Here is a 13,464-nt window from a genome sequence, read left to right as displayed (position 1 = left end):
ACGGCGTCCTCGACATCCCTCTTTCTATGCTGTTATGTAACGCCCTTGCTTACTTTATCGTAGTAAAGTGATAGCATAGTATCAACACAAATAATTTTATCACACCTGCCCTTGTTTGTCAATAGTGTTACAAGGGCAAAGTATGAAATTGTGCATAGTAACTATCAGAACAACGATATCTGGTTAGATTTAGGCATATCGCCGAAAGCTCCATTTTTCTCCAGAGTTTCGATAACAGATTTGGACACTCCGCTCTGCTGTTGGAACTCCTCGATAGAGATAAACTCGCCGTTCTGCGCCTTTTCGTAAATGCTTATCGCCGCAGACTCGCCCACTCCGTTAAGTGAACAGAACGGAAGCCTTATCTTGTCGTCCTCTATCTGATAGATAGTTGCGTGGGATTTTTTGATGTTTACAGGCAAAAAGTCATATCCACGGCTGAGCATTTCATTCACAAGCATGAGAATTTCAAGCACACCGCTGTCCTTGCCTGACACCTCGTCTTTTGGTTTATTCTTTATTTCTTCTATCTTGCTTCTGACGATATATTTTCCCTTGAGAGCGATCTCTGCATCAAAATCCTCTCCCTTAACCGTAAAATAAGTTGCATAGAATGCAAGCGGCTCATGGACCTTGAACCAACAAAGTCTTATAGCTGCCGTAACATAAGCCGCTGCATGGGCTTTCGGGAACATGTATTTTATCTTCAAACAACTGTCGATATACCACTCCGGAACGTCATGCTGACGCATATTCTCTTTCATTTCCTCTGTGAGCAGTTTCGGAGCTTTTCCCTTACGGGTTATCTCCATTATCTTAAATGACAGCTTTGGCTCAACGCCATGATAAAGCAGATATGTCATTATACTGTCACGAGTACCGATAACATTTGAAATATCGCAAGTGCCGTTTTTGATAAGCTCCTGTGCGTTGCCGAGCCATACGTCAGTGCCGTGTGAAAGTCCTGATATCTGCAAAAGGTCAGAGAAGTTTTTCGGCTGACAGTCAAGAAGCATTTGTCTTACGAACGGCGTACCCATTTCAGGTATACCGAGCGTTCCCGTCTGACACATTATATCCTCCTCCGTCACTCCAAGTGACTCAGGGGAAGTGAACAGCGAATAGACCGCAGGGTCAGACATGGGGCAATCGAGGATATCTCGTCCTGTGAACATTTCCAGATACTTATACATTGTCGGGTTATCGTGACCAAGCTCGTCAAGCTTCAGGATCGTATCGTGGAGAGAATGGAAGTCGAAGTGGGTAGTTACCATGTCAGAGTCCACTTTTTCCGCAGGGTGCTGAACAGGTGTGAAGTCATAGACCTCATAGTCGCTAGGGATAACGACCATTCCACCCGGGTGCTGAGAGGTCGTTCTCTTTATGCCGCAACAGCCAAGCTTAAGACGCTCTATCTCTGCCTTTGGCACTGTTTTTCCACGCTCGTCAAGATATTTCATAACGTATCCGAAAGCTGTCTTTTCCTGGATCATGCCAATAGTACCGGCTTTGAACACATGGTCCTCACCGAAAAGGACTTCCGTATATTTATGCGCCTTTGCCTGATAGTCACCTGAGAAGTTAAGGTCGATATCAGGGGCTTTATCGCCGTCAAAGCCAAGGAACGTTTCAAATGGGATATCGTGTCCGTCACGGTGCATATTCTCTCCGCACACAGGACAGTTTTTCGGTGGCAGGTCAAAGCCTGAGCCTACCGAGCCGTCAGTAATGAACTCGCTGTGGTGGCAGTTAAGGCAGACATAGTGTGGCACAAGAGGATTTACCTCAGAGATACCTGACATGGAGGCAACGAAGGACGAACCTACCGAGCCTCTTGAACCTACCTGATAGCCATTCTCGTTGGAGTTGGCAACAAGTTTCTGAGATATCATGTAAAGCACAGCAAATCCGTGCTTGATAATGGAGTCAAGCTCTCTTTTAAGTCTTTTGAAAACAAGGTCTGGGATGTGTCCCTCAAAATATTTTGATACGTCAACGTCCTCGCCCTCAGGAACTTCTATAGTTTCAGGGTCGCAGTCGCCGTAAATGGAACAGCATTTTTTCCAGCATATATACTGAAGCTGATAAACCGAGCCTTCGATAAAAGGCGTATAAGTACCGTTCGGGAACGCTTTCAGGTCAGGGTCTACCATATCAGCCACGTTGTTTGTATTCGTTACAACGACCTCAAACGCCTTTTCCTCGCCAAGATAACTCAGCTCGTCAAGCATTTGGTTTGTGGTCTTGAGATACAAAGGAGGCTGAGTATCGGCGTCAGAGAAGCCCATTGAAGCCTGTATCACCGACCTGAACTGTGCGTCGGTCTTGTCCATAAAATGCACGTCGCCTGTTGCGCAGACGGGTATGCCCAAGTCCTCCCCAAGTTTTACAATAAAGCGGTTTATATCTTTTATATCCTCCGCTGTGTGTATCCTGTCATAAGGAGGCTTTTCGGTGGTGAGCATAAATTTGTTGTTTCCGTCAGGCTGGATCTCCAGATAGTCATAAAAGCTTGCTATCTGCTTTATCTCCTCATAGTTTCTGCCCTCGAGATAAGCCTGAATGACCTCGCCACGCTCGCAGGCACTACCTAGGATAAGACCCTCACGGTGTCTTACAAGCTCAGATTTTGGTATTCTCGGACGTCTTTTGAAATATTTAAGATTGGAGTCTGATATAAGCCTATACAGATTTTTCAGACCCGTGTTATTTCTTACGATAATAATTTGGTGATAAGTCGGCTTTGCAAGCACCTGATTTTCATTTGCAAGCAAACTGTTGAGCATATCCACTGTTATAAGAATCAGAGGATACTGCTCCATGAGCATTTTCGACAGTCTTATGAATATCCCTGCAAGCACCTCTGCGTCATCACAGCCACGGTGGTGCTGAAAATCCCCAAGTCCGAAATGCTCCGCCACATAGTTGAGTTTATGCTTTTCAAGCTCCGGAAGCATTATCTGCGACATTGGCACAGTGTCTATAGAAGAATATTTTATCTCGATGCCCTGTCTTTTTGCGCAGGCGGATATAAAGCCCGTATCAAACTGAGAATTGTGTGCCACAAGAACAGGGTCGTCACCGATAAACTCCTTGAATTTAAGGAGAGCTTCCCTTTCGCTTGCACCGTCCTTTACCATATCGTCAGTGATGTGGGTGAGGTTTGAGATAAACTCAGGGATAGGTCTTTCAGGGTTTACGAAAATATCGAGCTTGTCCACAACTTCAAGTTCTCTCAGCTTGACAGCGCCTATCTCGATGATCCTATCTTCATTAGGATTTGTACCCGTAGTTTCAAGGTCAAAGCAGATTATCTCGTCTGTAAGCTCACGCTTGTCCGTTCCACGGAATATCTTTTCGTCATTGTTGACCTCGTATGACTCTATGCCATAAAGCACCTTGAAGTCACCGCCGCCCTTACGTATGCCGATACAGGTATTTCCGGCGTCAGGATAGCCCTGAACGACACCGTGGTCTGTTATGGCAAGTGCTTTGTGTCCCCATGAATAGGCTCTTTCCACAAGCTTGCCCGCAGGAGTGAGAGCGTCCATCATAGACATATTGGTATGGCAATGAAGCTCCACACGCTTATGCTCGCAGGTATCTTTTTCCTTTTCACGCTTTACCACCATAATGCTATCAGGCTTGATGTTTATAGAGTGGTCAAAATCGTCCTCCTCTATCTCACCTGCCACAAGTATGGTCTTGCCTGCCTTAAGGTGTTCCAGCATTGCCTCAAGCACTGCCCTTTTCAAGCCTTTCATGTTTCTGAAATTTTTGTTTGAGCCTATGAACTTTATAGAGTTTGAGGAAGTATAGTCGGTAAAATTCAGGTGTGCTATAAGCATACCCGACTTTGTTTCCTTTGTTTCCACAGGTCCGAAAATATCGCCCCAGACCACCACACGTCCACGGTAATCCGCAGGGATATCTTTCATCTGCATCACCTGCTCGTTTCCTGATATTGGCGCGCCCATAAGCACAAGAGCGTCATCGCACAGAAGCGAGAACCTTGTGAAGTCCACATTTGCAGTTCTAAAATCCACAGAAGCACCGCTTGCAGTATTAGTGGTAACAGCCGCCTTTTTCTCAGGCTGTGCAGGGTCTATTTTCGGCACAGGGAGGGAGTTCAAAAACTCCTCCTGCTCACGCTGATGCTCTTCCATATCAGTTTCAAGCACACCTGTGAGCTTTATATCAGCCCTTACGGAAAAAAGCTCCATGGTGAGCGCAGGAAAAGCCGTTTCTATGCCCGCCTTTTTCAGCAACGCTTCGCCTCCGTGTTTTATATCCACGGTGAAAATGCCGTTTTCATAAACAGCCTCAGCGTTGTCAAAAAAGCCGTTCACAAGAGGAAATCTGCTTTTAAGAAACTTGCAAAGCTCAGGAAAATACTCCGCACAAAGCATATCAGGGGTATATTTGAGCTGCAAAATAAACTTTCCCGCTCCGAGAGCCGCCCTCATTTTCATTTCAAATTCCACTGTGCTGTCAAAAGGCACCAGCTTGTCAAAAGCCGCCTGACAGGTAAAAGTGCCGTTTTCTTCGTTATAGCCCAGCCTTAATATCCTGCCCTTTTCTATCACAGAGGGTATAAGCTCCTTATAGTTCTCAAAGAAGCTTTCAATGGTGTATGTATTCATTTATGGTATATCCTTTTAAAGTTTTTCTATTTCCGCCAGAAGCGCAGGCAAAGCCTCCTCCTCTGATACCTTTCTGAGCTTTTCACCGTGGCTGAATATCACCGCACAGCCATCACCGCCTGCAATGCCTATATCAGCATTGCCCGACTCGCCTATGCCGTTCACAACACAGCCCATAACGGCTATCTTGATATCCTTGTCTATATCCTTGGTGGCTTCCTCAACCTTTTTTGCAAGACCTATAAGGTCTATCCTAGTTCTTCCGCAGGTAGGGCAGGAAACTATCCTTACTCCGCCACTTTTGCCGATAGCCTTTAAAATATCCTTTGCGGCGTATATCTCTTTTACAGGCTCGTCGGTAAGTGAAACTCTTATAGTTTCGCCAATGCCGTCGCACAGAAGCGAACCTATACCGATAGATGATTTTATAAGACCCATTCTCTCGGTGCCAGCCTCAGTTACTCCAAGGTGCAGAGGATAGTTACAGGTCTGTGCACACAGTCTGTATGCCTTTATCATGGTCGGCACGTCTGATGACTTTATAGAAATAACTATATCCTCAAAGTCGCACTGCTCCAATATCCTCACATGACCCATTGCGCTTTCCACTAGGGCCTCCGCAGTTGGTGCACCGTATTTTGCAAGCAACTCCTTTTCCAGAGAGCCGCCGTTCACGCCTATCCTGATAGGGATATTTCTTTCACGACAAGCTTTAACCACCGCTTTCACCCTATCCATAGAGCCGATATTGCCGGGGTTAATCCTTATCTTGTCGATACCAGCTTCCGCCGCCGCAATGGCAAGGCGATAGTCAAAGTGGATATCCGCCACAAGAGGGATAGAGATCTTCTCTTTGATAGCAGGGATAAGCTTAACGGCTTCCATGTTCGGTATAGCCGCTCTTACTATTTCACAGCAAGCATTTTCAAGCTCCACAGCCTGCTTAACAGAGCCTTCTATGTCCGTAGACGGCACATTGAGCATTGATTGAATATATATCTTTTTGCCGTCAAGGACAAGTCCGCCCACCTTGACAGGTCTTACATTTCTTTTATTTTCACCTGACATAAACAGTTCCTCCTTTAAACAAGCTTGATAATATCGCTCACTGTCACCACTACCATAAGAAGCAACAGAGCCGCCATACCGATAGCGTGTACCATTCCCTCATGCTCAGGCTTGACAGGCTTACGGCGTACCGCTTCGATAATAAGAAACAAAAGTCTTCCGCCGTCAAGTGCAGGCAATGGCAAGAGATTGAAAATGCCGATATTTATGGTCATGAACGCACCCAGCGACAACATTGTGTCAATAAGTGACGACCAATCTATTTTACCTGACTGGCTGTCCCTTTCGCTGTCGATAACATTGTCGATAGTATCAACGATACCCACAGGACCGCTGAGGTCTTTTATGGAATACTTTCCTCTTATAAGGTCGGCAAAGGAGATATAGATAAGTCTGCCGTCAGTACAGCCCTGCTTAAAAGACTGAGTTATCACAGAGCCGACGGTCACAGCTTTTGGTGCGACCTTGAAATCAATGTGCATGGTATTATCGTCCGTTGCAAAGGTGACATCTTTAAGCTCCACCTTTTTTCCGTCACGCTTCACCACCATATCGAACTTGCCGTCCTCATCGTTGCCAAACTGATAGGACATATCCATAGTAGTGAAGATCCTCATGCCGTTGACCTCGATTATCTCGTCACCCACCTGCAAGCCGGTCGATTGGGACATAGCGTTATCCTCAAACCACGATATAGTGGTGGTTGCGATGCCGTCAGACCTTGCAGTGCTGATACAAAGGATTATATATCCAAGCACGAGATTCATTATAACGCCTGCCACCACGATAAGCATTCTTTTTGGCAGGCTTTTATTACAAAACGCACCGCCGTCCTCGCTTCCGTTATCCTCGCCCTCCATGGCACAATAGCCGCCTATGGGAAACACACGCCAAGCATAAAGGGTATCGCCCTTTTTCTTTTTGATAATGGCAGGACCCATGCCAATAGCGAACTCGTTGACCTTTACTCCGCTGGCTTTCGCCGCAATAAAGTGACCAAGCTCGTGTATTATTATGATAGCTTCAAAGATCAATATTGCAAATAATATACTCATTTTTTTACCTCGCATGAACACTCTGTGCGTTTGATTTACTAATGCTGTTGTAATTTATTTTCTGTAGGGGAGCGGCGCAATTTCTGCTTTGCATAAATCCGACGTCCCGACCCCTCCGACATTTCGTCTACAATCTCATTTGTGTTATCCACATAATGTTTTCTACATAAGCTCTGGATAATTCAAACCTCGCTCCTCCGAGCGGGCTGTCGAGGGCGCCAGCCCCTACAAATATTCGGGATAGTTTATCTTGCCGCAAAATCGCTTTGCTCGATGCTTTATTTTACTTTTTTCTGGTGATTTGCTTGGTCGGCTTTGCCATTCCTCACTCCTCACTCCTCACTCCTCACTTAAAAGCCGCTCCTCACTAAGCTCCGATAAGCTTCTTCGCTCTCTCCCTAGCCTTTCTATCCGCTTCCAGCACATCTTCCACGCACTTTATCTCTTCCCGTGGTGTATTCTCGCAGACATTCATTACTATTCTGCCGATGTCAAGAAAATTTATCCTGCCGTCAAGAAAAGCCGCAACGGCTTCCTCATTCGCTCCATTCACTGCCGCAGGAAGATTTCCACCGATAGTGACAGCCTTTATACAAGCCCTCAGACAATCGAACGTATCATAGTCAGGCTTCTCGAAAGTGAGCTTTCCATAGTCTGTAAGGGACAGCTTTTTCACATCGCATTCCACTCTCTCAGGATAAAGCAGAGCATACTGTATTGGTATTTTCATATCAGGCACGCCAAGCTGTGCGATAACAGAATTATCCTCATACTCCACCGCTGAATGTACAACGCTCTGTCTATGGACAACTATCTCGATCTGCTCAGGTCTGAGCTTGAAAAGCCACATTGCTTCGATAAATTCAAGACCCTTGTTCATAAGCGTAGCAGAGTCAATGGTTATCTTTCTGCCCATTGACCAGTTAGGGTGATTAAGAGCCTGCTCGACTGTCACGCCCTCCAGGTCAGACTTTGTTTTGCCGAAGAATGGTCCGCCCGAAGCTGTAAGTATTATCCCTTTGAGCTTGTTGCCCTCGTTGCCCTGCAGGCACTGAAAGATAGCCGAATGTTCACTGTCCACAGGATATATCTTCACTCCCTTTTCAGCAGCCGCCTTTATAACAAGCTCACCGCCTGCCACAAGTGTTTCCTTGTTGGCAAGGGCAATGTCAGTGCCTTTTTCGATAGCCGTAAGGGTTGGCACAAGACCCACCATGCCAACGACTGAGTTGAGCATGATATCGACCCCGTCCATTCTTGCTATCTCTTTAAGTCCCTCCATGCCTGTGGATATTTTTATGCCAGTGCCACTGAGAAGCTTTTCAAGCTCTGCCTTTTTGTCCTCACGGTAGATACACACACGTTCAGGCATAAGCTCCTTAGCCTGAGCCGCAAGCTTTTCAACGTCAGAATTTGCCGCAAGCGCCTTTACTTTAATATTATGCTTTGCAGCCACTTCTAATGCCTGCGTGCCTATAGAACCCGTTGAACCGAGTATGGTCATTGTTTTCATTTATTGTCCCTCATCATATAAAATAAATTCAGGCAATTCCGCATAAAGATGGTTTGCAAGCGGTGTTGCCTTAATAACGCTTAAAAGGGGTAAGCCTAAGCCTGCCCCTAAAAGTCATAATTTTCTATTTAAGTATAAGCCCCTGTGTGAACATATAGTACATAAAAGGTGCAACGAGCAGAACGCTGTCAAAGCGATCCATTATTCCACCGTGACCCGGCATTATGTTGCCATAGTCCTTTATACCTGTCTGTCTTTTTATCACCGAAGCTGTAAGGTCGCCCACAAGTCCGATAAGAGCCGCAAGCATACCTGCGATTAGAACGCCTAGATAGTGGATAGGCTCGCCTTTAAGTACGAACTGATAGAACAGGCTTATTACAAGCATAAGAATACCATTTGAGATAACGCCGCCTATAAGACCCTCCACAGTTTTCTTAGGGCTTATTTCAGGGCAAAGCTTTGTTTTGCCGAAGAAAGTTCCTGCAAAATAAGCACCGCTGTCAGCCAGCCAAGCCGCTGCAAGAGTAAGAACTATCATAAACACGCCCTTGCCGCCCAAGCCTGCCATTGTGACCAAAGTTGAGAATGAATACGGCAGAAGTATGCCCACGCCCAGCATGAAGAAAAACTCTGTATACTGGAATTTTGTATGCTCTTTAAGATAAAGCAGACACATTGCTATAACGAAAAGTCCCATGTAAAGCTTGTAGCTGAAAAAGTACAGCCAGCCGTGTCTATAGAACACAGGCATGAAAGCGTCCACAAAGGCAAACGCACAGCAGGCAATGGTCTGATACTTATGCTCTGTCATTTTTGTCGCCCTGAATATCTCATATATTGCAAGTGCAGAAATTGCGCCCACCGCAATGTTGAACAGGAACGTTCCGTGTGCGATAAGCAGTATCACTGCGATAACAATGGCAACTGCCGCAGATTTAATACGGGTAGACATTTTTTACACCCCTCCAAATCTTCTGTTTCTTTCGCTGTATGCGATAACAGCCTTGTCAAGGTCGCTGCCTTTGAAGTCAGGCCATAGGATATTTGTGTAATAAAACTCCGCGTAAGCCGCCTGCCATATCATAAAGTTTGACAATCTTTGCTCTCCGCTAGGTCTTATAACAAGGTCAACAGGAGGTATCTCCTCAGTGTAGAGATTTCTCTCTATCATATCCATGGTGATATCCTCAGGCTCTAACTTACCCTCTTTCACCTGCTGAGCCAATGTCTTAGCCGCATGGCAAATCTCGTCCCTGCCGCCGTAGTTGATAGCAAGCACAAGGGTCATAGAGTCAAAGTCCTTTGAGTCCTCCTCAACGGAAGCCATTTTCCTTTGCAGATTTTCGCTGAGCCTTGTTCTGTCGCCTATAAAGCGCACCCTGATATTCTCCTCAATAAAGTCCCTGACCTCGTCAAGATACTTTTCAAAAAGATCCATAATTGCGTCTACCTCGTCCTTAGGTCTTTTCCAGTTCTCGGTAGAAAACGCATAGTAAGTTATATACTGTATTCCAAGCGCCTTGGCGTGTCTTGTTATGGCACGAAAGGTCTTTGCGCCCTCTCTGTGTCCGAACTTTCGTGGCATGCCCCTCTTTTTCGCCCATCTACCGTTACCGTCCATGATAACGCCCACATGAACAGGCACAGACACGTTCTCTCCAAGGCTTATCTTCTCATTATTCGCCATGGCTTAGATAGAGAGTATCTCTTTTTCCTTTTCGGCAACGTGACCGTCAACTTCCTTAACGAACTTGTCAGTAAGCTTCTGGATCTCGTCCTCGCAGTCCTTAAGATCGTCCTCTGTGATCTCGTTGTTCTTCTTCATTGCCTTGAACTTTTCCATAGCGTCACGTCTGATAGAACGGATAGCGACCTTACACTCTTCGCCCATTTTCTTGATGTCCTTAACAAGCTCCTTACGTCTGTCCTCAGTGAGCTGTGGGAAAGTAAGTCTTATAACAGTGCCGTCATTCTGTGGATTGATGCCGATATCAGAAGCCTGGATAGCCTTTTCGATAGGCTTGAGAGTTGACTTATCCCATGGCTGTATAACAAGCACTCTTGCCTCAGCAACAGAAACCGCTGCCATCTGTGTAACAGGTGTCATCGCACCATAATATTCTACCTGGACTTTATTGAGTACGGACGGATTAGCTCTGCCTGCTCTGATGCCTGCAAAGTCCGAAAGCATAACGTTTATGGATTTCTCCATTTTTGTCTTAGCATTTTCCTTGATCTGTTTCATATTCAAACGATCCTTTCTTGATTTCTTTATTATTTTACGAGAGTGCCTATATTTTCGCCCATGCAAGCGTCATAGATATTGTCTGGTCTTGCAAGATCGAAAACGAGTATCGGGATATTGTTGTCCTTACACATTGCCGCAGCGGTCGAGTCCATTACCTGAAGACCCTTTGCAAGGATATCAGCAAATGTAAGTGTGTCATACTTAACAGCGTCTGGATACTTGTGAGGATCCTTGTCATAAACACCGTCTACCATGGTAGCCTTAAAGAATATGTCAGCCTCGATCTCAGCCGCTCTCAGTGCAGCAGCCGTATCAGTTGAGAAGAATGGGTTACCAGTGCCGCAGCCGAAGATAACTACTCTGCCCTTTTCAAAGTGACGCATAGCCTTGTTTCTGATGTAAGGCTCAGCCACCTGTGGCATGGATATAGCTGTCTGTACTCTCACTTCAAGACCGCAGTTCTCAAGGCCGTCTGCAACAGCAAGTGCGTTCATAGCAGTTGCGAGCATACCGATATGGTCGGCTCTTGTTCTGTCCATTGCACCGCTTGATCTGCCTCTCCAGAAGTTTCCGCCGCCTACAACGATACCTACCTCAACGCCGGCGTCAACACATTTTTTTATGCTCTTGCCGAATGAGGTGATAACGTCATAATCAAGACCTATCTTCTTATCGCCTGCAAGAGCCTCGCCGCTTAATTTGAGCAATATTCTCTTATATTTAGGTTCCATATTTCAAAGCACTCCTTAACACATATTTCGTTGGAATTATCCATATTAATTATACAATATTTTCAGCAGATTGTAAAGAGGAAAAACGCCAAAATCAGCCCTTTATTATCTTCACAAAAAAGTTTCTTGTTCTCGGTCCGTCAAACTCAGCGAAATAGATACCCTGCCAAGTGCCGAGAAGAAGTTCGTTATCGTCGATGATAACAGTTTCCGAAGCACCAACACAGCTTGACTTCATATGAGCGTCAGAGTTTCCTTCAGCGTGACGGAACTGCGGTCTGTTCGGAAATGTTTCCTCCAAAGCGTAAAGAAGATCCGTCTTTACGTCGGGGTCGGCATTCTCATTTATGGTTATCGCCGCCGTGGTGTGTGGACAGAATACCACCGCAATGCCGCTTTGCACTCCTGATTCTGTGACAGCCTGCCTTACATAGCTCGTGATGTTGTAAAGCCCTCTGCGTTCTGTCTTGATAGTGTATCTTTTAAGCATATGTATCCGTCCTTTCAACGGTCGCTTTCCTAGCTCAGAAAAGTTGACTCAGTTTCATTTCTGCTCGGTCTGCCCATAAGATTTTTGATAGCGTTAGCCGCAGGCTCACCCTCAAAAAGCACCTTTGCAAGCTGTTCTGTGATAGGCATTTCAATTCCCATTCTCTTTGAAAGCTCCCATGCGTTTTTGGTGCATACATAGCCCTCAACAGTGCCCACCTGTCTTACAGCTTCCTCAGGGGTAACTCCCTTGCCTATGAGAATACCCGCACGGCGGTTTCTGCTGTGCATTGAACAGCAGGTAACGATAAGGTCGCCTATGCCGCTAAGTCCGCCAAAGGTTTCAAGCTTTGCGCCCATTGCAACCCCAAGACGTGATATCTCTCTGATACCCCTTGTCATAAGTGCAGCCTTTGTGTTGTCACCAAGTCCAAGGCCGTCGCAAACACCTGCCGCCAAAGCGATGACGTTTTTCAGCGAACCGCCTATCTCGCAGCCCATAACGTCATCATTAACATACACTCTGAACGTATCGTTAGAAAGAGTGTTCTGTATATAATATGAAACCTCCCTGTCGTCAGAAGCAGTAACAACAGTAGTGGGAACTTTTCTTGCCACTTCCTCTGCGTGTGACGGACCGGTAAGCACCGCAACATGATTGTTCGGAAAACACTCTCTCGCCACACAGCACATAGTTTTAAGGCTTCCGCCCTCAAGACCCTTTGCTGTGTTCACAACTATCGTTCTGCTTTCAAGATAAGGCACAACGCTTTCGCAGACCTCTCTGAGAAAAGGCGAAGGTATGCCAAGTATCACCATGTCTTTATCCTTAACACAGCTTATATCCGTTGTAAGCTCGATAGTCTTGTTCACCTGAACACCAGGGAGCTTTGCTTTAAGCTCGCCTGTTCTCTTGATAGCATCTATCTCGTCCTGAAACTTTGACCATACTGTTACTTTATGCCCTGCATTGTCGCACATTATTGCCAGTGCAAGACCAAATCCGCCTGAACCGAGTATAGTAATATCTGCCATAATAAAACCTCCCTTACGCCTTTTTCTTGCTTCCGAATTTGTTTTCGGTGCCGTTCATAAGGCGTTTGATATTAGGTCTGTGCATATAAATGATAAGCAGACCGATAGCCGTTGCCATAAGAGTATTTGCAAGAACGCCGTCGCCCTTGATGATAAAAAGCTGAACGATAGGCGTAAAAACAGGATATGCGATAGCGGCGCATATAGAACCTACAGACACATATTTTGTTGCCGCAAGCACGATAGCGAAAACAGCCACCGAGAAAGCACAGGTCAGCGGGTCGATAGCGATAAGGGTCGTTGCCGCAATAAGAACGCCCTTTCCACCGTGAAAACCATAGAATACCGGGAAAATATGTCCAAGCATTACAAAAAAGCCCGCAAGATATCCGATAAACTTATCGTCATGAAAAAATGTCACGCCGAAGCCGTTTGTCACCACAAGTCGGCAGATAACTACCGCAAGCACGCCCTTTGCAAGATCGCACAACAGAGTTGCCGCCGCAGGCCCTTTTCCGAATACTCTCAGAACATTGGTCAAACCTGCGTTGTTGCTTCCGTAATCACGGATATCCTTATGCTTTAAAACTCTGCACACGATTATGGCAGAATTAAGACTTCCGAACAGATAGGAAAAAATTATAGTGAATGCCAGACTTAAAAATATGTCCACAAAATA

Annotated in this window: 11 protein-coding genes; all 11 read right to left on the bottom strand. The window is 45.8% G+C overall.

The features are described 5' to 3' along the window. Positions 1 to 164 precede the first annotated feature (164 nt). Positions 165 to 4,643 (bottom strand): PolC-type DNA polymerase III, encoded by a 4,479-nt coding sequence (locus tag DWW81_RS03365; RefSeq protein WP_117896679.1) that lies wholly within the window; start codon positions 4,641 to 4,643, stop codon positions 165 to 167. 15 nt (positions 4,644 to 4,658) lie between these two features. Next, positions 4,659 to 5,711 (bottom strand): flavodoxin-dependent (E)-4-hydroxy-3-methylbut-2-enyl-diphosphate synthase, encoded by a 1,053-nt coding sequence (gene ispG, locus DWW81_RS03360; RefSeq protein WP_117896680.1) that lies wholly within the window; start codon positions 5,709 to 5,711, stop codon positions 4,659 to 4,661. A gap of 14 nt (positions 5,712 to 5,725) precedes the next feature. Next, complete coding sequence (locus tag DWW81_RS03355; protein ID WP_117896681.1) at positions 5,726 to 6,766, bottom strand: M50 family metallopeptidase; 1,041 nt, start codon at positions 6,764 to 6,766, stop codon at positions 5,726 to 5,728. Positions 6,767 to 7,133: 367 nt separating this feature from the next. Then, the gene (locus DWW81_RS03350) at positions 7,134 to 8,279 is read right to left on the bottom strand and encodes a 1-deoxy-D-xylulose-5-phosphate reductoisomerase (protein WP_117896682.1); all 1,146 of its coding nucleotides are present in this window, start codon (positions 8,277 to 8,279) and stop codon (positions 7,134 to 7,136) included. Positions 8,280 to 8,403: 124 nt separating this feature from the next. After that, a complete protein-coding gene (locus DWW81_RS03345; RefSeq protein WP_046440001.1) occupies positions 8,404 to 9,234 on the bottom strand; it encodes a phosphatidate cytidylyltransferase in 831 nt (276 codons plus the stop codon). A 3-nt stretch (positions 9,235 to 9,237) separates the two neighbouring features. Next, positions 9,238 to 9,969, bottom strand: coding sequence for an isoprenyl transferase (locus DWW81_RS03340; protein ID WP_117896683.1), 732 nt, complete (start codon positions 9,967 to 9,969; stop codon positions 9,238 to 9,240). A 3-nt stretch (positions 9,970 to 9,972) separates the two neighbouring features. Beyond that, on the bottom strand, positions 9,973 to 10,527 hold the full coding sequence (gene frr, locus DWW81_RS03335; protein ID WP_117896684.1) for a ribosome recycling factor: 555 nt from the start codon (positions 10,525 to 10,527) through the stop codon (positions 9,973 to 9,975). A 29-nt stretch (positions 10,528 to 10,556) separates the two neighbouring features. Continuing rightward, the gene (pyrH, locus tag DWW81_RS03330) at positions 10,557 to 11,261 is read right to left on the bottom strand and encodes a UMP kinase (protein WP_022287393.1); all 705 of its coding nucleotides are present in this window, start codon (positions 11,259 to 11,261) and stop codon (positions 10,557 to 10,559) included. Between the two features lie 94 nt (positions 11,262 to 11,355). Then, positions 11,356 to 11,751: a secondary thiamine-phosphate synthase enzyme YjbQ gene (locus DWW81_RS03325; protein ID WP_041337162.1), complete on the bottom strand. Its 396-nt coding sequence runs from the start codon at positions 11,749 to 11,751 to the stop codon at positions 11,356 to 11,358. Positions 11,752 to 11,780: 29 nt separating this feature from the next. Then, entirely contained in the window at positions 11,781 to 12,785 is a 1,005-nt protein-coding gene (locus DWW81_RS03320) for an NAD(P)H-dependent glycerol-3-phosphate dehydrogenase (protein ID WP_117856597.1), read from the bottom strand. A 13-nt stretch (positions 12,786 to 12,798) separates the two neighbouring features. After that, a complete protein-coding gene (gene plsY / locus DWW81_RS03315; RefSeq protein WP_022287396.1) occupies positions 12,799 to 13,458 on the bottom strand; it encodes a glycerol-3-phosphate 1-O-acyltransferase PlsY in 660 nt (219 codons plus the stop codon). Positions 13,459 to 13,464: the final 6 nt, after the last annotated feature.

It is taken from the genome of Ruminococcus sp. AF17-1AC (genome assembly GCF_003461385.1).
In the GTDB taxonomy this organism is placed as follows: domain Bacteria; phylum Bacillota; class Clostridia; order Oscillospirales; family Ruminococcaceae; genus Hominimerdicola; species Hominimerdicola aceti.
The sequence above is the reverse complement of the archived record's forward strand: the minus strand, read 5'-3'. Positions and strand labels throughout refer to the sequence as shown.

Coding starts and splice junctions, on each gene's coding strand:
- DWW81_RS03345 (WP_046440001.1), bottom strand. CDS start 9,234: ATGTCTACCCGTATTAAATCTGCGGCAGTTGCCATTGTTATCGCAGTG.
- DWW81_RS03355 (WP_117896681.1), bottom strand. CDS start 6,766: ATGAGTATATTATTTGCAATATTGATCTTTGAAGCTATCATAATAATA.
- DWW81_RS03325 (WP_041337162.1), bottom strand. CDS start 11,751: ATGCTTAAAAGATACACTATCAAGACAGAACGCAGAGGGCTTTACAAC.
- pyrH (WP_022287393.1), bottom strand. CDS start 11,261: ATGGAACCTAAATATAAGAGAATATTGCTCAAATTAAGCGGCGAGGCT.
- DWW81_RS03350 (WP_117896682.1), bottom strand. CDS start 8,279: ATGAAAACAATGACCATACTCGGTTCAACGGGTTCTATAGGCACGCAG.
- DWW81_RS03320 (WP_117856597.1), bottom strand. CDS start 12,785: ATGGCAGATATTACTATACTCGGTTCAGGCGGATTTGGTCTTGCACTG.
- DWW81_RS03365 (WP_117896679.1), bottom strand. CDS start 4,643: ATGAATACATACACCATTGAAAGCTTCTTTGAGAACTATAAGGAGCTT.
- frr (WP_117896684.1), bottom strand. CDS start 10,527: ATGAAACAGATCAAGGAAAATGCTAAGACAAAAATGGAGAAATCCATA.
- ispG (WP_117896680.1), bottom strand. CDS start 5,711: ATGTCAGGTGAAAATAAAAGAAATGTAAGACCTGTCAAGGTGGGCGGA.
- DWW81_RS03340 (WP_117896683.1), bottom strand. CDS start 9,969: ATGGCGAATAATGAGAAGATAAGCCTTGGAGAGAACGTGTCTGTGCCT.